Source organism: Citrobacter portucalensis, assembly GCF_002042885.1.
Classification (GTDB): domain Bacteria; phylum Pseudomonadota; class Gammaproteobacteria; order Enterobacterales; family Enterobacteriaceae; genus Citrobacter; species Citrobacter portucalensis.
Genome location: NZ_MVFY01000007.1, coordinates 133506 through 152787 on the forward strand (window position 1 = coordinate 133506; position 19282 = coordinate 152787).

General features: G+C 50.9%; 20 protein-coding genes. 13 read left to right on the forward strand and 7 right to left on the reverse strand.

The window, feature by feature from the left end; all coding sequences use genetic code 11:
- The 3 genes from copD (at position 1) to pphA (ending at position 2286) form a co-directional block, all read left to right on the forward strand.
- On the forward strand, positions 1-873 hold the full coding sequence (gene copD / locus BZK40_RS12580; protein ID WP_008785042.1) for a copper homeostasis membrane protein CopD: 873 nt from the start codon (positions 1-3) through the stop codon (positions 871-873).
- Positions 874-893: 20 nt separating this feature from the next.
- The gene (locus BZK40_RS12585) at positions 894-1232 is read left to right on the forward strand and encodes a YebY family protein (protein WP_032943770.1); all 339 of its coding nucleotides are present in this window, start codon (positions 894-896) and stop codon (positions 1230-1232) included.
- A 412-nt stretch (positions 1233-1644) separates the two neighbouring features.
- Positions 1645-2286: a protein-serine/threonine phosphatase gene (gene pphA / locus BZK40_RS12590; RefSeq protein ID WP_048235214.1), complete on the forward strand. Its 642-nt coding sequence runs from the start codon at positions 1645-1647 to the stop codon at positions 2284-2286.
- Here pphA and BZK40_RS12595 read toward each other — a convergent pair whose 3' ends face one another.
- The 5 genes from BZK40_RS12595 to yebS all read right to left on the reverse strand — a co-directional run bounded on the left by BZK40_RS12595 (position 2287) and on the right by yebS (position 8307).
- Positions 2287-2478, reverse strand: a complete 192-nt coding sequence (locus tag BZK40_RS12595) for a YdfD/YebW family protein (RefSeq protein WP_003034941.1) — start codon at positions 2476-2478, stop codon at positions 2287-2289.
- Positions 2479-2580: 102 nt separating this feature from the next.
- Positions 2581-2817 (reverse strand): YebV family protein, encoded by a 237-nt coding sequence (locus BZK40_RS12600; protein WP_165612495.1) that lies wholly within the window; start codon positions 2815-2817, stop codon positions 2581-2583.
- A 100-nt stretch (positions 2818-2917) separates the two neighbouring features.
- Positions 2918-4339 (reverse strand): 16S rRNA (cytosine(1407)-C(5))-methyltransferase RsmF, encoded by a 1422-nt coding sequence (rsmF, locus tag BZK40_RS12605; protein WP_075551255.1) that lies wholly within the window; start codon positions 4337-4339, stop codon positions 2918-2920.
- 82 nt (positions 4340-4421) lie between these two features.
- Positions 4422-7055: a PqiB family protein gene (locus tag BZK40_RS12610; protein WP_048216184.1), complete on the reverse strand. Its 2634-nt coding sequence runs from the start codon at positions 7053-7055 to the stop codon at positions 4422-4424.
- Positions 7024-8307, reverse strand: coding sequence for a membrane integrity lipid transport subunit YebS (gene yebS / locus BZK40_RS12615; protein ID WP_048216185.1), 1284 nt, complete (start codon positions 8305-8307; stop codon positions 7024-7026). The genes BZK40_RS12610 and yebS overlap by 32 nt, the downstream gene beginning before the upstream one ends.
- Before the next feature lie 128 nt (positions 8308-8435).
- Between yebS and BZK40_RS12620 the strand changes: the two genes are divergently transcribed.
- The 4 genes from BZK40_RS12620 (at position 8436) to htpX (ending at position 12858) form a co-directional block, all read left to right on the forward strand.
- Positions 8436-8933, forward strand: coding sequence for a GAF domain-containing protein (locus BZK40_RS12620; RefSeq protein WP_003833782.1), 498 nt, complete (start codon positions 8436-8438; stop codon positions 8931-8933).
- A 96-nt stretch (positions 8934-9029) separates the two neighbouring features.
- Positions 9030-9716 (forward strand): RNA chaperone ProQ, encoded by a 687-nt coding sequence (gene proQ, locus BZK40_RS12625; protein ID WP_003833781.1) that lies wholly within the window; start codon positions 9030-9032, stop codon positions 9714-9716.
- A gap of 19 nt (positions 9717-9735) precedes the next feature.
- Entirely contained in the window at positions 9736-11784 is a 2049-nt protein-coding gene (gene prc / locus BZK40_RS12630; RefSeq protein ID WP_079934738.1) for a carboxy terminal-processing peptidase, read from the forward strand.
- A gap of 192 nt (positions 11785-11976) precedes the next feature.
- Positions 11977-12858 (forward strand): protease HtpX, encoded by an 882-nt coding sequence (gene htpX / locus BZK40_RS12635; RefSeq protein WP_003034964.1) that lies wholly within the window; start codon positions 11977-11979, stop codon positions 12856-12858.
- Positions 12859-12905: 47 nt separating this feature from the next.
- Here the strand turns inward: htpX and BZK40_RS12640 are convergent, their stop codons facing one another.
- Entirely contained in the window at positions 12906-14279 is a 1374-nt protein-coding gene (locus tag BZK40_RS12640) for an MFS transporter (RefSeq protein WP_048216186.1), read from the reverse strand.
- A 174-nt stretch (positions 14280-14453) separates the two neighbouring features.
- On the opposite strand from BZK40_RS12640, the gene kdgR reads away from it, so the two are divergent.
- On the forward strand, positions 14454-15245 hold the full coding sequence (gene kdgR, locus BZK40_RS12645) for a DNA-binding transcriptional regulator KdgR (protein WP_003833778.1): 792 nt from the start codon (positions 14454-14456) through the stop codon (positions 15243-15245).
- Positions 15246-15359: 114 nt separating this feature from the next.
- Here kdgR and BZK40_RS12650 read toward each other — a convergent pair whose 3' ends face one another.
- Positions 15360-15599, reverse strand: a complete 240-nt coding sequence (locus BZK40_RS12650; protein ID WP_003034975.1) for a YobH family protein — start codon at positions 15597-15599, stop codon at positions 15360-15362.
- A gap of 164 nt (positions 15600-15763) precedes the next feature.
- On the opposite strand from BZK40_RS12650, the gene mgrB reads away from it, so the two are divergent.
- From mgrB to ftsI, 5 genes are all read left to right on the forward strand, one after another.
- Complete coding sequence (gene mgrB / locus BZK40_RS12655; protein WP_003034977.1) at positions 15764-15907, forward strand: PhoP/PhoQ regulatory lipoprotein MgrB; 144 nt, start codon at positions 15764-15766, stop codon at positions 15905-15907.
- A gap of 74 nt (positions 15908-15981) precedes the next feature.
- A complete protein-coding gene (locus tag BZK40_RS12660) occupies positions 15982-16266 on the forward strand; it encodes a YebO family protein (RefSeq protein WP_079934739.1) in 285 nt (94 codons plus the stop codon).
- A gap of 636 nt (positions 16267-16902) precedes the next feature.
- Positions 16903-17046 carry a DUF2627 domain-containing protein gene (locus BZK40_RS12665; protein ID WP_003034983.1) on the forward strand — a complete coding sequence of 48 codons (144 nt, stop codon included), beginning with the start codon at positions 16903-16905 and terminating at the stop codon, positions 17044-17046.
- A gap of 12 nt (positions 17047-17058) precedes the next feature.
- A complete protein-coding gene (cspE, locus tag BZK40_RS12670) occupies positions 17059-17268 on the forward strand; it encodes a transcription antiterminator/RNA stability regulator CspE (RefSeq protein ID WP_001062678.1) in 210 nt (69 codons plus the stop codon).
- A gap of 219 nt (positions 17269-17487) precedes the next feature.
- Positions 17488-19233 (forward strand): peptidoglycan glycosyltransferase FtsI, encoded by a 1746-nt coding sequence (gene ftsI / locus BZK40_RS12675; RefSeq protein ID WP_079934740.1) that lies wholly within the window; start codon positions 17488-17490, stop codon positions 19231-19233.
- The last annotated feature ends 49 nt before the right edge of the window (positions 19234-19282 follow it).

Consider the following 19282-nt stretch of genomic DNA (forward strand, 5'->3'; position numbering starts at 1 on the left):
ATGCTGGCATTTACCTGGGTTGCGCTACGGTTTATCCATTTTACCGCTTTGATGCTGGTGTTTGGCTGTGCGCTTTACGGCGCATGGCTGGCCCCCGTTTCGGTTCGTCGTTTAATGATGCGTCGTTTTTTACGTCTGCAACGGCATGCTGCGACGTGGAGCTTTATCAGCGCGACGCTGATGCTGGCGATTCAGGGTGGGTTAATGGGCTCAGGCTGGCGGGATGTTGTCTCTACTGATGTTTGGCTCGCCGTGTTGCAAACGCAATTTGGGGGCGTCTGGTTATGGCAGATTATCCTCGCGTTGGTCACGCTGGTGGTGACCATCATGGTGCCGCGTAGCATGCCGCGACTGCTGTTAATGCTGACAATTGCGCAGTTTATTTTGCTGGCTGGCGTCGGACATGCGACGCTGCACAGCGGTATCCCTGGCGCAATCCAGCAGGTTAACCACGCCTTACATTTGGTATGCGCTGCCGCCTGGTTCGGCGGTTTGCTGCCCGTACTTTACTGTATGCGAATGGCGCAAGGTCGCTGGCGGGAACAGGCCATCAGTACCATGATGCGCTTCTCACGCTATGGGCATCTTTTCGTTATCGGTGTTTTACTAACCGGTATTATGAATGCGCTGTTTATTGTCGGTTTTTCTGTTCCCTGGCACATGGCTTACGGGCGACTGCTTTTGTTAAAAGGTGCCCTGGTCATGTTAATGGTGGCGATTGCGCTGGTGAATCGGTATGTTCTGGTACCACGCATGCGGCAGGATAACCGCGGCATGACTCTCTATTTTATTTGGATGACCAAGCTGGAATGGGGCATAGGAGCCGTTGTGCTGGCGATTGTCAGCTTGTTTGCAACCCTTGAACCTTTCTGATTGATGGACTGGCGAAACGCATGAAAAAAATCATTATCTCTTTATTACTCCTGGCAAGCTCCGGAGCCGCGCTGGCTGCGCCGCAGGTCATTACCGTCAGCCGTTTTGAGGTTGGCAAAGATAAGTGGGCGTTTAATCGGGAAGAGGTGATGCTGACCTGCCGTCCAGGTAACGCGCTGTATGTCATCAATCCCAGTACGCTGGTGCAATACCCGTTGAATGATGTCGCCAGACAGCAGGTGGAGAGCGGAAAAGTCACGGCAAAGCCGATCGAGATTATCCAGATCGATGATCCTGCGAAACCGGGCGAAAAAATGAGCCTGGCACCGTTTGTAGAGCGTGCAGAAAAGCTCTGCTAATTGCCAGATGTAGCGCTCTGATTTCCAATAAAAAACCGCAAGGATCTCGCAGGAGAACTTGCGGTTTTCGCGTTTGGATGCGTAACAGACGTCCTTTTTTTCCGGCCACTTTAGTCGCGGACTGGAAAACCTGGCGCTGTCATCTATTCTTAAATGGCAGGGTAACTTAGCCTGCATTAATGCCAACTTTTAGCGCACGGCTCTCTCCCAAGAGCCATTTCCCTGGACCGAATACAGGAATCGTATTCGGTCTCTTTTTATGTGGCGAATGCGATGCCATCCAGGGCAAAACACGGCGTATCGCATGCTGCATTCTCCATAAACCATACCATACTCCTGCCCACGATCGTCCAGGCTTTTTTGCCATCATTGCTAAAATTATAACCAGGTACCCTTGTATTCTGGAGGCGACATGGGACGACCTGGCAATATCTATCAACGAATCGACGGTACGCAGTGGCGCCACGTCTGGGTGGTTGGGGATATCCACGGATGCTTCTCGATGCTGATGGCTAAACTTCGCCAGTACCGTTTTGATCCCTGGCAGGATTTGCTGGTTTCAGTGGGGGATGTTATCGACCGTGGACCAGACAGTTTGCGTTGTCTGAAACTACTGCGTAAACGCTGGATAGTCGCGGTCAGGGGGAACCATGAACAGATGGCGCTGGACGCGCTGGCGACGGGGGATCAATTCATGTGGTTTATGAACGGTGGCTCGTGGTTCGAGCAGGCGGAGCAACCGGCAGCGAAATTTGCTCTTGAAGCGTGTTGGCAGTTACCCTGGATTCTGGAGCTGCATTGTCAGAACGGTATACACGTTATTGCTCATGCCGATTACCCGGATGATGATTATCAGTGGCTAAAAGAGATCGATTTACAGCGCGTGCTGTGGGACCGCTCGAGACTGATGAACAGTGGTTGTGCGATTCACGGCGCGGATCACTTCTGGTTTGGCCACACGCCGTTGCGCCATCGGCTGGATCGCGAGAATCTACACTATATTGATACCGGTGCTGTATTCGGCGGCGAGTTAACGCTGGTACAACTGCAATAATCAAAAATCGCTGTATTCCTGGGCCGGATGCCAGAAACTGTCGATGTAGTCGTCCGCAGGTAAACATCCGCCGTTACGAATACGTTGATCGTCCATCGATATCAGGCACTGCTGCTCAGTTTTGTAGACATCAACCACGATATCTTCACAACCGCCATCCAGATAGCACACAAAAAGAACCAGCGTGAACATTCCATCCTCAAATGGTAAAGCCATACCTGTAGTGTAGAAGATGTTGATAGATGAGGGAAATTAACCAAGAAATAACCCGTCTGGCGACGGGTTCTTTTTGAATCAGGCAAGGCGCATGATCCAGGCATCTGACTTACGATCGTAGTGTTCGCGAAATAGTACTGAATGTTCTCCGTTCAACAGGGCCGGGACGCTGGTTTCGGCATCCCAGGCATCCAGTTGCATACATAAATCCGGATCGGATTTACACGGAATGGTTAACGTTCGGTCCCCCGGCGATTCGCCATGTAACTCGGCGTCGTCGATTTCAAAAGCGCCAATGCGCACACTGGTTTTCATCATCGTGCTCTCCGTTAATTTGCTGGTTGTGGTACGACCAGTTAGGCCGTCCATTTTTCAGCGTAGTCAACGTTAGCAAAAGCGCCAGTAAAAACGTGCGTTATCCCGTAAAGAGTTTGCCATCCCGGACAAGATCGCGCGGGTAGCTATTCTTCAGTCGCGATCCAATGCGTTTTGCCAGACCGATCGGCTGATGCTGGAACGTAACCAGTACGTCATCAGTCGTCGGTGCGGTTTGCGGGTAAACATCTCTACCGCGATACCACTCTTCCGCTTCGGCAAGGGTCAGTTCGAATGCATGGCTGTGGTTCGGGTCGGCGAGGGCGATAACGGCCTCATGCTGCCAGCGATACCCTTTATTGTGGGTTTCGGCCAGTTTGATCCCAAGTCGAGAAAAGCGAACCTTGCCAATCAGAGGTTCAATTTCAGTTGGGAACAGCCAGATCTCTTTATCGCGCTGCCACAGGCGCAAATTATCTTCCCACTGCAGTCCACAAGCGCTCGCGGCTTGCGTGACAAGCGCAGACTCGCGCCCTTTAAGCGGGCTAAACGGGAAGTTACCGACTTTGTACTTCGGCGCAGGTAGTGCAGGGATTGCAGCTATTTTGCGCAAACGCGCAACGAAGAAACCTTCGCAATCGTAAATCTGCGGGAATACATGCAGGAATCCTTCCGGCGTCAGGGCGCGTTCGGCCTGCGGAAATAAATCGCCCAGAGGTAAAAACTCGACGGCATCAGGGTAGGTCTCAATCAACCACTGCATGATATTTTCATTTTCGTCACGATTAAGCGTACAGGTCGAGTAAACCAATGTGCCACCGGGACGCAGGGCGTGGAAGGCGCTGTCGAGTAATTCGCGCTGGGTCGCGGCAATTTCCAGATTACTTTCTACAGACCAGTTTTTTAGCGCATCGGGGTCTTTACGCACCACACCTTCACCGGAACACGGTGCGTCGAGCAATATGGCATCAAATGACTCCGGCAACGCAGCGCCAAATACGCGTCCGTCAAAATGGGTCAGGGCGACGTTGGCTATCCCGCAACGGCTGATATTGGCATGCAGGACTTTGACGCGACTGGCAGAAAACTCATTCGCCAGAATGGCGCCTCGATTATTCATTTTTGCGGCAATTTGCGTGGTTTTGGAGCCGGGGGCTGCCGCAACATCCATTACGCGTTCCGGGGTATTGCCTTCGGCGAACAGTGCTGCGACTGGCAGCATTGAACTGGCTTCCTGAATATAAAACAGGCCGCTTAAATGTTCTGCGGTGCTGCCGAGCGGCACTGACTCTTCATCATCACGCTCGATCCAAAAGCCTTCAGCACACCAGGGAACCGGAGTGAGAGACCAGTTGTAAGGTGCTGTCAGCGCGAGGAAATCGGCAACGGAGATTTTCAGCGTATTGACGCGAATGCTGCGGCGCAACGGGCGCTGACAGGCAGCGAGAAATTCATCGAATGAGAGCGTGGAAGGCATTGCTTCACGCATTTGAGTCAGAAAGGCGTCGGGAAAATAAGCCACTTGGTACCACCGGCAAAAAAACAGGTGCGCAGTGTAGCATAACTGCTCCGGCGTACGTACTCGCGCCGGAGCAGTGGATACATTAACGTGGCAGGGCGGTTCCCCATTCACGCCACTCTTTCGGTTCGCTTTCCAGCAACAGGAAGTGTTTACCTGCCTGTGCTTTCGGAGCCAGCGGTGTACCCGGTGGAGTCGCGAAGGCGATGCCGCCGCGGATGAACTGATTGAAGGTACCGGTCTTCACGACACCGCCGGTCAGGCCGAAGTCGAGATTGTAGCCGGATGCCAGCCAGAACACGGAGTTGTTGCGTACCAGATGCTGATAGCGTTGGCTAATGCGCATGGCAACCATCACACGATCGGAAAGCGAGCCCAGCGTCAGCCCGGTGACAGTCCCAACTTCGATACCTCTGAACAAAACCGGGGTTCCGATATTCAGCGAACCTGCTTCTGGTGCTTCAACCACAATACTCAGACCATCGAGGTAACGAGAGTCGGTAATGGTGGCTTCCTGCAGTTCAAAATCACGGCGCGGATTACCGCGTCCTGGTTCAACGTTGATATACGGCTGCAGGATTGTATCCAGATGCTCCACGCCCGCTGCCGAAATTTGCGGGGTGATCACGGAGAAACGGGTACCGCTTCGCGCGAAGGTCTGCACGTATTCCGGGTACAGAACCGCTTTTGCCTGAACTTCGTTACGGGCGGTGATCAGCTCAAGCGTCTGGATCTGTCCGATATCGATTCCCAGGTAGCGAATCGGCATGCCTGCAGCGAGTTTACCGGCATCGAACGCATGCAGCGTTATCTGGCCGCCGACCGCACGCGCGGCGGTTTCCGAAGCATACAGAATACGCTTGTCGCCTTTACGTTGGCTGGCGCTGGCACCGCTTAAATTATCGAAGCTAATCGCCCCTTTCAGCGCGCGTGAAAGGGGAGATGCCTGTACGGTTAATCCGCTGCCGTTAAGCTGAACTTTTGCTCCGCCTTCGGCCCAGAACACGCTGTTGCTGGTCAACAGGTTGCGATATTCCGGTTTGATATGCAGATCGATATCAAACGCATCGGCGCGAGGACGAACGCTAATCACTTCACCGACCTCGAATTTGCGGTAAAGCACCACCGAACCGGCCTGCACATCAGGTAGCGTTTCGGCGCTCAGGCTGACCGTAGTGGTTGGCAGATCGCTCAGACTGTTTTCAATCGCTTTCTCCAGGTTAGCGTAAAGCGGGTAGCTTTTTTTCATTTCCCCCTTAGTACCGGGCAAAATACGAATGCCGCCGCTGAGCCACTCACTGGCGCTGGCGCCAAGGAACTCCACGCCATCAAGTCCAACTTTGACATCCACGCGGCTGTTCACCACGAACTTACTGTCACCTTGCACCAGGTCACGATGCTGTGGTTCAACAGCAACGGTAAATGAGACGCCTTTGCTGGAAAGCGTACGCTCAATCACCTGACCGACCTGTACGCCGTGAAGAATTAGCGGCTGGCCAGCATCAATACCGTAACTCTCCGGCGCGGTCAGCGTAAACGTCATGACGCCTGGGTCGTGTAACAACGACTTCTCAGCGGGAATAACGACAAACTGGTTACGCGGCTCGCCTTCGCCAGGTACCAGCTCGAAAGTTTTACCTGTTAGCAGCGAACTGAGATTCACATCGCTTAACGATAATTTAGGGCTGTGTAACTCAATGCGTGTGTTGTCACGCAGCAGCGTTACGACGCTGGGATCGACCGTCATTTCGCCGGTGACTTTACCGCCTGGGTTTAAATCCAGTTTTGTGAGCTGACCGACTTCTAATCCTTGATACATCAGCGATGTTGAGCCTGCTTTGAGTCCATCTCCGTTGGGTAAATCAAGCTTGACGATTACTCCGCGCTGGCTGTGCGCGAGATCCTGATATAGACCAAACGTGTCGTCTGCCGCAGCAGGTTTTGAGTCTTCGGGTGAATCAAAAGCAATGGCACCGTTGACCAGCGCCGCCAGACTCTCCAGTTTTACCTTCGCACCGCTAAGGCTGACATCCGCATTTACACCGGAGACGTTCCAGAAGCGGCTGCCTTTTTTCACCAGATTGGTGAAGCGACGTTCAATCAATACATCGATGGTTACGCCCTGATGGTTCGGGTTGATGGTGTAGTCATAGACCCTGCCCACCGGAATCTTACGGAAATAAACCAGCGAACCGCTATTAAGCGATCCGAGATCAGGGGCGCGCAGATGCAGCATTAAATCGCCATTATCCAGACGATACTTGGGCTGGGTGTCGAGGGCGACGAAATGATCCTCGGCCTCGCCAGTACCGGGCATCATGCCGATATAGTTGCCGCCAACCAGCGCATCCAGACCAGAAACCCCAGCCAGCGACGCCTTCGGCGTGACCAGCCAGAACTGGGTATCTTTGCGCAGAGCATCTTTCATGCTCGATTTGATGCTGACACGGACTTCAATTTTGCGTAGATCTTTGCTGAGGTTGATATCCTGCACCGTGCCCACTTCAACGCCCTGATAACGAACGGGAGTACGGCCTGGCACAATGCCGTCAGCAGACATAAAGTCGATGGTCACGGTATTGCCGCGATCTTCATAGCTTCCCCAGATAAGCCATCCTGCGATCATCAGCGCGATGAACGGCAGCAGCCAGAACGGGGAGATACGGCGTTTTGTTTTAATCTGCGCTTCAGTCTGCGAAGCGGGCGTTTCCTGACTCATGTGCATCCCAAAGTAAGCGGCTGTCCAGCCATTCCACAGCAAGAATAGTCAATATTACCGCTGCGCCGAAATAAAACGCAGCCGGTCCCATAGTAAAAGCAAGTATCTGATCGCGATTTATCAGCGACATGGTTAACGCGATAACAAAGAGATCGAGCATCGACCAGCGGCCAATCCAGGTCACCATACGCAGTAGTTTTATACGGGTGCGCAACCCTTGTTCACAATTAAAGTGGATGCTGAATAGCAACGTAAACATCACAATCACTTTGGTGAATGGCACTAATATACTGGCGATAAACACGATCGCCGCTACGCCGACATTACTGTTTGCCAAAGACATTATGCCTGACAGGATTGTGTCTTCCTGCCGGCCGCCGTTGACATAAATTATCGAGATGGGCAGCAGGTTAGCGGGCAAAAGCAGGACAATCGAGGCCAGCAGTGCCGCCCAACACTTTTGGATACTTTGATTTCTGCGCCAGCGCAACGGGATATGGCAGCGAGGGCAGCGACCGCGAGCATCCGGATAACCTGTAAAATGGCAGCCGAGGCAGACGCGGAGCTTTTCATCGGGCCGACGAGCCGGTCTTTGCGGGTAGAAACGGTCCCAAAGCTGCTCAACGTTAAGATGCGACAGCGTCAAAATACTCAGGATCACCAGCGCAATAAAAGCAAACAGCCCCACGCCAGGCTGCAAAAAAGCATAGTCCTGAACCTTGATTGAGGCGACGCCGATACCCACCAGGTAAATATCGAGCATCACCCACTCTTTGAGCCTTTCCAGCATCAACAGCACCGGGCGCAGGTTCATCCCGAGAATATTACCAAACCACAGATAAGCGATTGAGGTCACGAGAATTAGTGGCGCACCAGCGACGCAAAAAAGCACGAAGGAGGCGGTGAGGGGATCACCTTGTCGGGTCATTTGCCAGATGCCTTGCATCACATTGGCATCAATGCGCACACCTAATAAATAGATGTGCAGGAGTGGCTCTCCCCAGGCAAAGGGCATCAGCAGCAACATGGTGAAAGCCATTGCCGCCAGTCGCGTTAACGACCAGTCGCGTCCGTCACGAATTTTTGCCTGGCAGCGTGGGCAAAAGGCACTTTGGTGCGAACGCATTTTAGGCAAGCTAAATATCAGGTCACATTCAGGGCAGCGATGATAATGTGCACGAGGTAGTGCCTCACCGATGGACCTGATGGCTATTTTTTTAGTTGGCGTGATGCGTGGTGTCGTTAAGGCCATGTATCGCGAATCAAATTGTTGAAGTAATGTTATCTTAACTCATGACGGGAATGATCTTGAGCATTAACGCATTTAATGTTTATTTTAGTAGGCTGCAGTTTTAAGTAAGACAACTAAGTGATTATATAATGAACAAAATAGAGCTATACACGGATCTGAACCGTGATTTTCAGGCATTGATGGCAGGTGAAACCAGTTTTCTGGCAACGCTGGCAAATACCAGCGCATTGTTGTACGAGCGTCTTGCAGAAGTGAATTGGGCCGGTTTTTACCTGCTTGAGGACGATACGCTGGTGCTTGGTCCCTTCCAGGGCAAAATTGCCTGCGTGCGGATCCCGGTAGGGCGCGGTGTGTGCGGTACCGCAGTGGCGCAGAACCAGGTTCAGCGTATTGAGGACGTACATGCTTTTGATGGGCACATCGCCTGTGATGCCGCCAGCAACGCTGAAATCGTCCTGCCGATCGCTGTCGATAATCAGATAATCGGCGTGCTGGATATTGATAGCACGGCATTTGGCCGCTTTACTGAAGAAGATGAACAAGGTCTGCGTACGCTTGTGGCACAGCTTGAAACCGTGCTTGCAACGACGGATTACAAAAAATTCTTTGCGCGCGTCGCAGGATAATCAACGGATAACGTAGCAATTACTGATGACGTCATTATAATGTCGCCTGTTCATGCCTGCGCTTGTTGGCTACGTCCGTTGTAATCAGGAAATTTCATGGAAAATCAACCTAAGTTGAATAGCAGTAAAGAAGTCATCGCGTTTCTGGCCGAACGCTTCCCGCAGTGTTTTAGTGCGGAAGGCGAAGCGCGCCCACTGAAAATTGGCATTTTTCAGGATCTGGTAGAGCGTGTTGAGGGTGAAATGAACCTCAGCAAGACTCAGCTCCGTTCTGCCTTACGTCTCTATACTTCAAGCTGGCGCTATCTGTATGGCGTTAAATTGGGCGCAACGCGTGTTGATCTCGACGGCAACCCTTGTGGTGAGCTGGATGAACAACATGTTGAACATGCTCGCAAACAGCTGGAAGAAGCTAAAGCCCGTGTTCAGGCGCAACGCGCAGAGCAACAGGCGAAAAAACGCGAAGCGGCTGCTGCCGCCGGTGAAAAAGAAGACGCCCCACGTCGCGAGCGTAAGCCGCGTCCTGCACCGCGTCGTAAAGAAGGTGCTGAGCGTAAACCTCGCGCTGAAAAACCAGCAGCAAAAGCACCGCGTGCTCCTCGTGAAGAACAGCATACCCCGGTATCTGATATTTCAGTACTGACGGTAGGGCAGTCTCTGAAGGTGAAAGCAGGAAATAATGCGATGGATGCCACCGTATTAGAAATCACCAAAGATGGCGTCCGTGTACAGCTGAATTCGGGTATGTCTTTGATTGTACGCGCAGAACACCTGGTGTTCTGAAACGGAGGCCAGGCCTGGCATGAACACTTTTTTTAGGCTTACTGCGTTAGCTGGTCTGCTTGCATTAGCAGGCCAGGCACTTGCTGTGGAAGACATCACGCGTGCCGATCAAATCCCCGTGTTAAAGGAAGAAACCCAGCATGCGACGGTAAGCGAACGTGTGACGTCGCGTTTTACGCGATCACACTATCGCCAGTTCGATCTGGATCAGGCGTTTTCGGCAAAAATTTTTGACCGCTATTTGAATTTGCTCGACTACAGCCACAACGTGCTGCTGGCGAGCGATATCGAACAGTATGCAAAAAAGAAAACGGTCCTCGGCGATGAACTGCGTACCGGCAAGCTGGATGTCTTTTACGATCTCTATAATCTGGCGCAAAAACGCCGATTTGAACGTTATCAGTACGCATTAAGCGTACTGGCACGTCCAATGGATTTCACCGGTAACGACACCTTTAACCTCGACCGAAGCAAAGCGCCGTGGCCGAAGAGCGAAGCAGAGCTTAATGCGCTGTGGGACGGCAAGGTTAAATTTGACGAACTCAGCCTGAAGCTGACCGGTAAAACCGATGCGGAAATCCGCGAAACGCTGACGCGCCGCTACAAATTTGCGATTCGCCGTCTGGCGCAGACCAACAGCGAAGATGTGTTCTCACTGGCGATGACAGCGTTCGCCCGTGAAATCGACCCGCATACTAACTATCTCTCTCCGCGCAATACCGAGCAGTTCAATACTGAAATGAGCTTGTCTTTGGAAGGTATTGGCGCGGTTCTGCAGATGGATGATGACTACACCGTCATTAACTCCATGGTGGCAGGTGGTCCGGCAGCCAAGAGCAAAGCGATCAGCGTTGGCGATCGTATTGTCGGCGTCGGGCAGACGGGCAAGGGCATGGTCGATGTGATTGGCTGGCGTCTGGATGATGTCGTAGCACTGATCAAAGGACCTAAAGGCAGCAAGGTGCGCCTTGAAATTCTGCCTGCCGGTAAAGGTACCAAGACGCGCACCGTGACGCTAACGCGTGAACGTATCCGTCTCGAAGACCGTGCCGTTAAAATGTCCGTGAAAACCGTTGGCAAAGAAAAAGTCGGCGTACTGGATATTCCTGGCTTCTATGTTGGCCTGACGGATGATGTCAAAGTCCAGCTGCAGAAACTGGAAAAACAGAACGTCAGCAGCATCATCATCGATCTGCGTACCAACGGCGGTGGAGCACTGACTGAAGCGGTTTCGCTTTCCGGTCTGTTCATTCCATCCGGCCCGGTGGTTCAGGTTCGTGACAATAACGGTAAAGTGCGTGAAGACAGCGATACCGACGGCGTTGTGTACTACAAAGGCCCGCTGGTGGTATTGGTCGATCGCTTCAGCGCCTCAGCATCAGAGATTTTTGCTGCGGCAATGCAGGATTATGGTCGAGCGCTGATCGTTGGTGAACCAACCTTCGGCAAAGGCACCGTCCAGCAGTATCGCTCTCTGAACCGTATTTACGATCAGATGCTGCGTCCGGAATGGCCAGCGCTGGGTTCTGTTCAGTACACGATCCAGAAATTCTACCGCGTAAACGGTGGCAGCACGCAGCGTAAGGGTGTTACGCCAGATATCATCATGCCGACAGGTAATGAAGAAACTGAAACCGGCGAGAAGTTTGAAGATAACGCGCTGCCGTGGGACAGCATTGATGCGGCGACCTACACCAAGTCAGATAATCTGACGCCGTTCGGACCTGAATTGCTGAAAGAGCACAATGTACGTATTGCGAACGATCCTGAGTTCCAGTACATCATGAAGGACATTGCGCGTTTCAATGCGATGAAGGATAAGCGCAACATCGCTTCTCTGAATTACGCTCAGCGTGAAAAAGAGAATAACGAAGATGACGCAATGCGTCTGGCGCGTATTAACGATCGGTTCAAGCGTGAAGGCAAACCGCTGCTGAAGAAACTGGACGATCTACCGAAGGATTACCAGGAACCGGATCCATACCTGGACGAAACGGTAAAAATCGCGCTCGACCTGGCGCATCTTGAAAAAGAAAAGCCAGCGGAACAGCCCGCAACCAGTCAATAACCTCGAACAGGCACAAGAAATTGTGCCTGTTTTTTTAACAAGTGCATGAAGACGTCAGTCTGATACGATAAAATGTAAAGTTGTGTCTTTCTGGTGACTTAGCACCTATGGATGCTTGAAAATAGTCATAAGACCCATACGATATGGGTAATCGCATAGTGCGTTTTGTTAAATTGAGGTTAAAAGAAAATTATGATGCGAATCGCGCTCTTCCTGCTGACGAACCTGGCTGTGATGGTCGTTTTCGGGCTGGTATTGAGCCTGACAGGGATTCAGTCAAGCAGCGTTCAAGGCTTGTTGATCATGGCACTGCTGTTTGGTTTTGGTGGTTCCTTCATTTCGCTGCTGATGTCCAAATGGATGGCGTTAAAGTCCGTTGGCGGGGAAGTGATCGAACAGCCTCGCAATGAAAGAGAACGCTGGCTGATGAATACAGTCGCGAATCAGGCCCGCCAGGCCGGGATCGCTATGCCGCAGGTTGCAATCTACCATGCGCCAGATATTAACGCGTTTGCTACCGGTGCGCGCCGGGATGCCTCGCTGGTGGCTGTAAGTACTGGCCTGTTGCAAAACATGAGTCCGGATGAAGCCGAAGCGGTTATCGCGCATGAGATCAGCCACATTGCTAATGGCGATATGGTTACCATGACGTTAATTCAGGGTGTGGTGAACACTTTCGTTATCTTTATCTCACGTATTCTGGCGCAGATTGCCGCTGGGTTTATGGGAGGCAACCGCGATGAGGGAGAGGGTAGCAACGGTAACCCGTTAATCTACTTTGCGGTAGCAACGGTACTGGAGTTGGTATTTGGTATTCTGGCGAGCATTATTACGATGTGGTTCTCACGTCATCGTGAATTCCATGCGGATGCAGGCTCAGCGAAACTGGTGGGTCGTGAAAAAATGATCGCCGCGCTACAGCGCCTGAAAACCAGCTATGAGCCGCAGGAAGCGACCAGCATGATGGCGTTCTGCATCAACGGTAAATCCAAATCGTTGAGTGAGCTGTTTATGACTCACCCGCCGTTGGACAAACGTATTGAAGCGCTGCGCAGCGGTGAATACCTGAAATAATTGGCAGCAGACTTAAAATAAAAAGCGCGTCGACAGACGCGCTTTTTTTATGCCTGAACTCGCGGTTGTGTGATTCGTAAGCCACTCACGATTGCGGCTAGCGAAGCCAGAATACCCGCTGTTATCAGCGAAACGTGTGTTCCGCTGTCGCCAAACTGATTTAGCATCAGCGCAACCAGTGCGGCCCCGGTACTCTGGCCCAGTAAACGCGCCGTTCCAAGCATACCGCTCGCGCCTCCGCTACGATCACGCGGCGCGGAGGTGATGATGGTGTGATTATTCGGTGACTGGAACAAGCCAAAACCCGCACCGCACAAAATCATTGGCCAGATGATATTAAAATCAGAAGGTGATGCGGGCAGCAACACCAGCGAAAACAGCCCACACGCCATTACTGCCATGCCCAGCGCACCCAGCAGACCCGCATGAACACGTTCAATCAAATATCCTGCCAGTGGGGCCATCACCATGGTTGCCAGTGGCCACGGCGTCAGCAGCAGGCCCGTTTCAACCTCGCTGCGCCCGAGAACCGTTTGCATGAAAAAGGGGAGAGAAACCATCGCCAGCATCTGTGCGCTGAATGAACAGATTGAAGTACAAATAGAGAGTGAAAACAGCGGAATGCGCAGCAGATCAACCGGTAGTAACGGTACTGGCAATGCGAGTTGGCGGCGGATAAAGAAAAACCCTACCACGAGAAGCCCCACAAGTTCAGCACCAATCAGTTTTAGCGACTGTCCCTGCGCAAATCCGCTGAGTGCCGTGATTAACAAACCGAATGTTAAGGCGTTCATCACTGCGCTGGGCAGATCGAAGCGCGGTTTATTGCTACGTGATGAATTGGGTGGCAAAAAACGCATAGCCAGTAGCAGGGCGATGATCCCCAGTGGAACGTTAATCAGGAATAGCCATTTCCACGAGGCAATAGAAAGAATAGCCGCCGCAATAGTCGGACCCGCTGCCGAGGATACAGCCACGATAAAGGAGTTAATACCCATTCCGCGGCCAAGCTGGCGCTGAGGATAAATGAGTCGGATCAATGCCGTATTAACGCTCATCAGCGCCGCGCCGCCAAACCCCTGAGCCACGCGCGCTAACGTCAGCATATGCAGCGAGTCTGACAAGGCACAAAATAGCGACGCCAACAGAAACACGACCAGACCACACTTATAAATGCGTCGGTAGCCAAACATATCACCTAAAAAAGAGAGCGATAACAGCGAAACAACGATCGCAATTTGGTAGGCGTTCACAATCCAGATTGAGCTGGCGGGTGAGGCCTGAAGATCGGTGGCGATAGTGGGGAGGGCAACGTTCGCTATTGCGCCGTCGAGTACTGCCATAGAGATGCCAATAACAATGGTTAAAATTGCGCCGTATCGCTGAGGCAATGGCAGACCATCGGTCTGAGTTTTTTCCATAGGAAGTCAATATTGTCGGAATTTATGATGAGAATAATAATTTTAGCATTGATATTCAGGCGTTAGGTCGCAGATTTGTAACTAAGTAAGCAAAGAGCGATTGCGAGGGCTGATACGTGAAATTATAATAAAAACCGGTTCTGATTTTTATAAAACACTCGAAAGGGGTGATAAATGGCAATCGCAGATCTGGATAAACAACCCGATTCTGTATCTTCCGTGCTGAAGGTTTTTGGCATCCTGCAGGCGCTGGGTGAAGAGCGCGAAATTGGTATTACCGAGTTGTCGCAACGCGTCATGATGTCGAAAAGCACCGTTTATCGCTTTTTGCAGACCATGAAAACGCTGGGCTATGTGGCACAAGAAGGGGAGTCTGAGAAATACTCACTGACCCTGAAACTATTCGAGCTGGGTGCTCGCGCGTTACAAAACGTCGATCTTATCCGTAGCGCTGATATTCAAATGCGCGAACTTTCGCGCCTGACCAAAGAGACAGTACACCTTGGCGCACTGGATGAAGACAGCATCGTCTACATTCATAAAATCGACTCCATGTACAATCTGCGCATGTATTCTCGCGTAGGTCGCCGTAATCCACTGTACAGCACGGCTATCGGTAAAGTTCTGCTGGCATGGCGTGACCGCGATGAAGTGAAGCAAATTCTGGATGGTATTGAGTACAAGCGCAGTACCGACCGTACTATTACCAATACTGATGAATTGCTGGTACTGCTGGATAAAGTCCGTGAGCAGGGCTACGGTGAAGACAACGAAGAACAGGAAGAAGGTCTGCGCTGCATCGGTGTGCCGGTGTTTGACCGTTTCGGTGTGGTGATTGCAGGCTTGAGTATTTCATTCCCGACGCTGCGTTTCTCAGAGGAACGTTTGCACGAGTATGTGGCGATGCTGCATACGGCTGCGCGTAAAATTTCAGAACAAATGGGTTATAACGACTATCCGTTCTAATCTGGCGTAATAGCGTCAACTTAAAAACCCCAGGTATTTTTGTATCTGGGGTTTTTTATGAACAGTCATAACGTTAGTTGATGCAAATAACGTAGCGTATGTATTGTTGCTATATTAACCGTTATCAATAATGACCGTACTTTTTCTTAACAAGGGACAATCCGACAGGCCAATGATACCGCTGTTTGTGTGGACGTATTGTGCGGTGCTGGTTCCGCGGGCGGTCAGATATTGGCATTGCAAGCCCAGACCCGCTGCATTCTCCTTACTTCCAATCAAAATTCCGTAGCCGCTCAGTAATAAACCGATCCAAACCAGAGCTAACAACACAATAGCGCGGATTATCAGACGCATTACAACCTCTTATCTTTTCTCGTTATTATTAGATTAGCCTGTACATGGGATGAAACAAGTGAATCATTCCTAAAAAGATTGAATGCCGATACAGTTAACGCTGGGTTTAGGTAACGCATGATAATTTATAGGCATAAGATGTAGATTCGAAGAGTGGAGCTGGAGTGAAAAAAATTCGCTGGGTAGTGCTGATAGTTGTCGTGCTGGTATGCATACTGATGTGGGCGCAAGTGTTCAACATCATGTGCGATCAGGATGTACAATTTTTCAGCGGTATTTGTGCCATCAATAAATTTATTCCCTGGTAAGCGCATTTTTGCCACAGTTGATTACCTTCTTGTGCGGCAGTGGTAAACTACGCTGTCTACATTGAGGTGGTGAAATGAACGAAGTTTTGAATTCTGGCGCGTTGAGTTTGGCGTCTTTGGCTGTATCGGTGGTGATTCTGGTTGTCGGGCTTGTACTGTGGTTTTTCGTCAATCGGGCAAGTTCGCGTAGTAATGAGCAGATTGAGCTGCTTGAAGCATTGTTAGATCAGCAAAAAAGACAGAACGCATTGCTCCGTCGCCTTTGCGAAGCTAACGAACCTGAAAAAGCAGCAGAGCCTGCTGCGGTCACAGCGAAGGATGAAGATGATGACATCATCCGCCTGGTAGCTGAGCGGTAAAAACGGTATGACAGGGTGAGGATCTGTTGCTTTTGTTCTCAGATGTTTCATCCTGTCACCAACGTGCCAGATTATTTTCTTCTGTATATGTCGTGTAATTAGCACTCTGATACGCGTGTAAACTCAGTATTTTCAGATGCTCCAACCAATTAATATCTTATCCCCAGTCTGATATAAATATAATTTCCCATACGATAAAAATATGATTATGTCATTTTTGTGATAGCGATCATTTTATTAACAGCGAAACGTTTCTCTTACTTTTTTTGTGCATTGTCATCATTCTTTCATTATTTTGGTGCAAAAGCAGAAGGCGGATCTCATTTTTACGCTTGTGACATTTTATGCATTACTAAGCATAAAAAATGATATCCGGCACACCCTGTAACAGCTAATCTGGAACAACCGAAGCTATTGAGCTATGGTAGAAATGTCCCGGCTATGGTGCAAGCCAGGCGGGGGATGGGGCGAGCGGCGGGAATATAACACTACTCGGTGTGGCGCATAACTGTGCAGTTGCTGTTTGATGAACGACGGGATTTGTGCGACCGATCGAGACACGTTTAAAAATGGCTTGCCATTATTAACGTTGTATGTGATAACACGTTTTGGGTTAAACGAGGTACAGTTCTGTTTATGTGTGGCATTTTCAGTAAAGAAGTCCTGAGTAAACACGTTGACGTTGAATACCGCTTCTCTGCCGAACCTTATATTAGTGCCTCAAGCAGTAATGTCTCAGTTTTATCTATGTTATGCCTGCGGGCGAAGAAAATACTCTAAGGAATTTTGCAAATGGCAAAGATTAAAGGTCAAGTTAAGTGGTTCAACGAGTCTAAAGGTTTTGGTTTCATTACTCCGGCTGATGGCAGCAAAGACGTGTTCGTACACTTCTCCGCTATCCAGGGTAACGGCTTCAAAACTCTGGCTGAAGGCCAGAACGTTGAGTTCGAAATTCAGGACGGCCAGAAAGGTCCGGCTGCTGTTAACGTAACAGCTATCTGATCGACACCACTGATTTGAAGCGCATATGCGCAACCATCTCAGATATAAAGCCTCGCCTATGCGGGGCTTTTTAATTCAAAATACGTCTAAATATTTCTAAATGCCCTTCCATTAGCGCTTTGTTGCAAAGGCGTGATGTTCGTAGCATAGTTTTCCCCGCTTTCTTACGACATTTCTCGTTAAATCAGACACCTGAAAAACTATCTTGCTGGAGACCAGGTGAAAAAGAAAAACGACGGCGACGCGCGCAATTTTACTCCCGTACGTTTTGCCCTGCTTTGTGTGGCAATATTATTGAGTCTGGGGTTGCTGCTGGGTCGGGTTGCGTGGCTGCAAATTGTCACGCCGACGAGTCTGGTGAAACAGGAAGACATGCGTTCGTTACGTGAGGTAACTATTGCCTCGCCGCGCGGGATGATTACCGACAGAGAAGGGCGACCGCTGGCGGTAAGTGTTCCGGTTAACGCCGTATGGGCCGATCCTAAGACCATCATCAGCAAGGGAGGCGTGGGTTACAACGAACGCTGGCAGGCTCTGGCAAGGACTCTGCATTTGTCACTGAGTACGCTGGCGGAACGCGTTAACAGTAATCCTGGCGGACGTTTTATTTATCTGGCACGACAAATTTCCCCTCAGCAGGCTGAGTGGGTCGATGATCTTAATCTCCCGGGCATCAACCTGCGCGAGGAATCCCGCCGGTTCTATCCCGCAGGCCACGTAGCGGCGAATCTCATTGGTTTTACCAACATTGATGGACAAGGCATTGAAGGGCTGGAAAAGAGCTTTAATAACCAGCTGATGGGTAAACCTGGCTCCCGTCTGGTACGTAAAGACAAATTTGGCCATGTCATCGAAAATATCACCGAAGTTACGCCTGTACCTGCACACGAATTACAGCTCAGCATCGACGAGCGTCTGCAGACGGTCACCGAAGATGCGTTGGACAATGCCGTTACGTGGAATAAAGCAGAATCAGGAGCCGCAGTGCTGGTCAACATTGCTACCGGTGAAATACTGTCCATGGCGTGCTTTCCTGACTTCAACCCCAATAATCGTGATGGCGCGGTACTGGATGATTTTCGTAACCGTGCAATTAGCGATACGTTTGAACCCGGTTCAACCGTTAAACCGCTGGTGATTATGACTGCACTCCAGCAGGGGATAGTACAACCCGACAGCGTGATTGATACCCATCCTTTTTACCTTGATGGGCATCGTATTCGCGACGTCGGATTTTACCCGGAACTGTCGCTGACCGGGATTTTACAGAAATCGAGCGATACCGGCGTGTCGCACCTTTCATTGGCTATGCCTGTCCAAAAATTGCTGGATACCTATAAAAGCTTTGGTTTTGGCGATCCAACCGGACTGGGATTAACCGGTGAAAGCAGCGGTTTGATGCCTCAGCGCCGCTACTGGAGCGATTTGGATCGCGCGACCTTTGCATTTGGTTATGGGTTAATGGTAACGCCGCTGCAGTTGGCGCACGTATATGCAACCATTGGTAGTTTTGGTATCTATCGGCCCCTTTCGATTACCCGTATTGACCCGCCGGTAATCGGTACCAGAGTGATGCCGGAGGCGCTGGTTCACCAGGTTGAACATATGATGGAAAGCGTTGCGTTACCCGGTGGTGGGGGAACTAAAGCCGCGGTCAGGGATTATCGCGTGGCGGTTAAAACAGGAACGGCAAAGAAAATTGGTGATGACGGTAAGTATGTCGATAAATACGTGGCCTACACGGCAGGCGTTGCGCCAGCGAGCGACCCGAAATTTGCACTGGTGGTCGTCATCAATAATCCGCAAAACGGTGCTTATTATGGTGGGGCTGTCTCTGCGCCTGTCTTCAGCCAGATAATGGGTGATGTCCTGCGTCTGGAGAACGTTAAACCGGATGGTATGCCTGCTGACTCCGATCATCTGCTGGTGATGCACGGCAGCAACGTATCCTCGCCGTCGTTGTAAGTTATTTTCCCAGGGCGCAATTCGCGTTACACTTGCGCCCTTAAGTCAC

What these genes read in the sequence shown, in the direction of transcription:
- BZK40_RS12620 (WP_003833782.1), top strand. Translation starts at nt 8,436, where the DNA reads ATGAACAAAATAGAGCTATACACGGATCTGAACCGTGATTTTCAGGCA.
- yebS (WP_048216185.1), bottom strand. Translation starts at nt 8,307, where the DNA reads ATGGCCTTAACGACACCACGCATCACGCCAACTAAAAAAATAGCCATC.
- prc (WP_079934738.1), top strand. Translation starts at nt 9,736, where the DNA reads ATGAACACTTTTTTTAGGCTTACTGCGTTAGCTGGTCTGCTTGCATTA.
- kdgR (WP_003833778.1), top strand. Translation starts at nt 14,454, where the DNA reads ATGGCAATCGCAGATCTGGATAAACAACCCGATTCTGTATCTTCCGTG.
- copD (WP_008785042.1), top strand. Translation starts at nt 1, where the DNA reads ATGCTGGCATTTACCTGGGTTGCGCTACGGTTTATCCATTTTACCGCT.
- BZK40_RS12610 (WP_048216184.1), bottom strand. Translation starts at nt 7,055, where the DNA reads ATGAGTCAGGAAACGCCCGCTTCGCAGACTGAAGCGCAGATTAAAACA.
- BZK40_RS12665 (WP_003034983.1), top strand. Translation starts at nt 16,903, where the DNA reads ATGTGTGGCATTTTCAGTAAAGAAGTCCTGAGTAAACACGTTGACGTT.
- BZK40_RS12650 (WP_003034975.1), bottom strand. Translation starts at nt 15,599, where the DNA reads ATGCGTCTGATAATCCGCGCTATTGTGTTGTTAGCTCTGGTTTGGATC.
- pphA (WP_048235214.1), top strand. Translation starts at nt 1,645, where the DNA reads ATGGGACGACCTGGCAATATCTATCAACGAATCGACGGTACGCAGTGG.
- BZK40_RS12660 (WP_079934739.1), top strand. Translation starts at nt 15,982, where the DNA reads ATGAACGAAGTTTTGAATTCTGGCGCGTTGAGTTTGGCGTCTTTGGCT.
- htpX (WP_003034964.1), top strand. Translation starts at nt 11,977, where the DNA reads ATGATGCGAATCGCGCTCTTCCTGCTGACGAACCTGGCTGTGATGGTC.
- proQ (WP_003833781.1), top strand. Translation starts at nt 9,030, where the DNA reads ATGGAAAATCAACCTAAGTTGAATAGCAGTAAAGAAGTCATCGCGTTT.
- BZK40_RS12595 (WP_003034941.1), bottom strand. Translation starts at nt 2,478, where the DNA reads ATGTTCACGCTGGTTCTTTTTGTGTGCTATCTGGATGGCGGTTGTGAA.
- BZK40_RS12585 (WP_032943770.1), top strand. Translation starts at nt 894, where the DNA reads ATGAAAAAAATCATTATCTCTTTATTACTCCTGGCAAGCTCCGGAGCC.
- BZK40_RS12640 (WP_048216186.1), bottom strand. Translation starts at nt 14,279, where the DNA reads ATGGAAAAAACTCAGACCGATGGTCTGCCATTGCCTCAGCGATACGGC.
- cspE (WP_001062678.1), top strand. Translation starts at nt 17,059, where the DNA reads ATGGCAAAGATTAAAGGTCAAGTTAAGTGGTTCAACGAGTCTAAAGGT.
- BZK40_RS12600 (WP_165612495.1), bottom strand. Translation starts at nt 2,817, where the DNA reads ATGAAAACCAGTGTGCGCATTGGCGCTTTTGAAATCGACGACGCCGAG.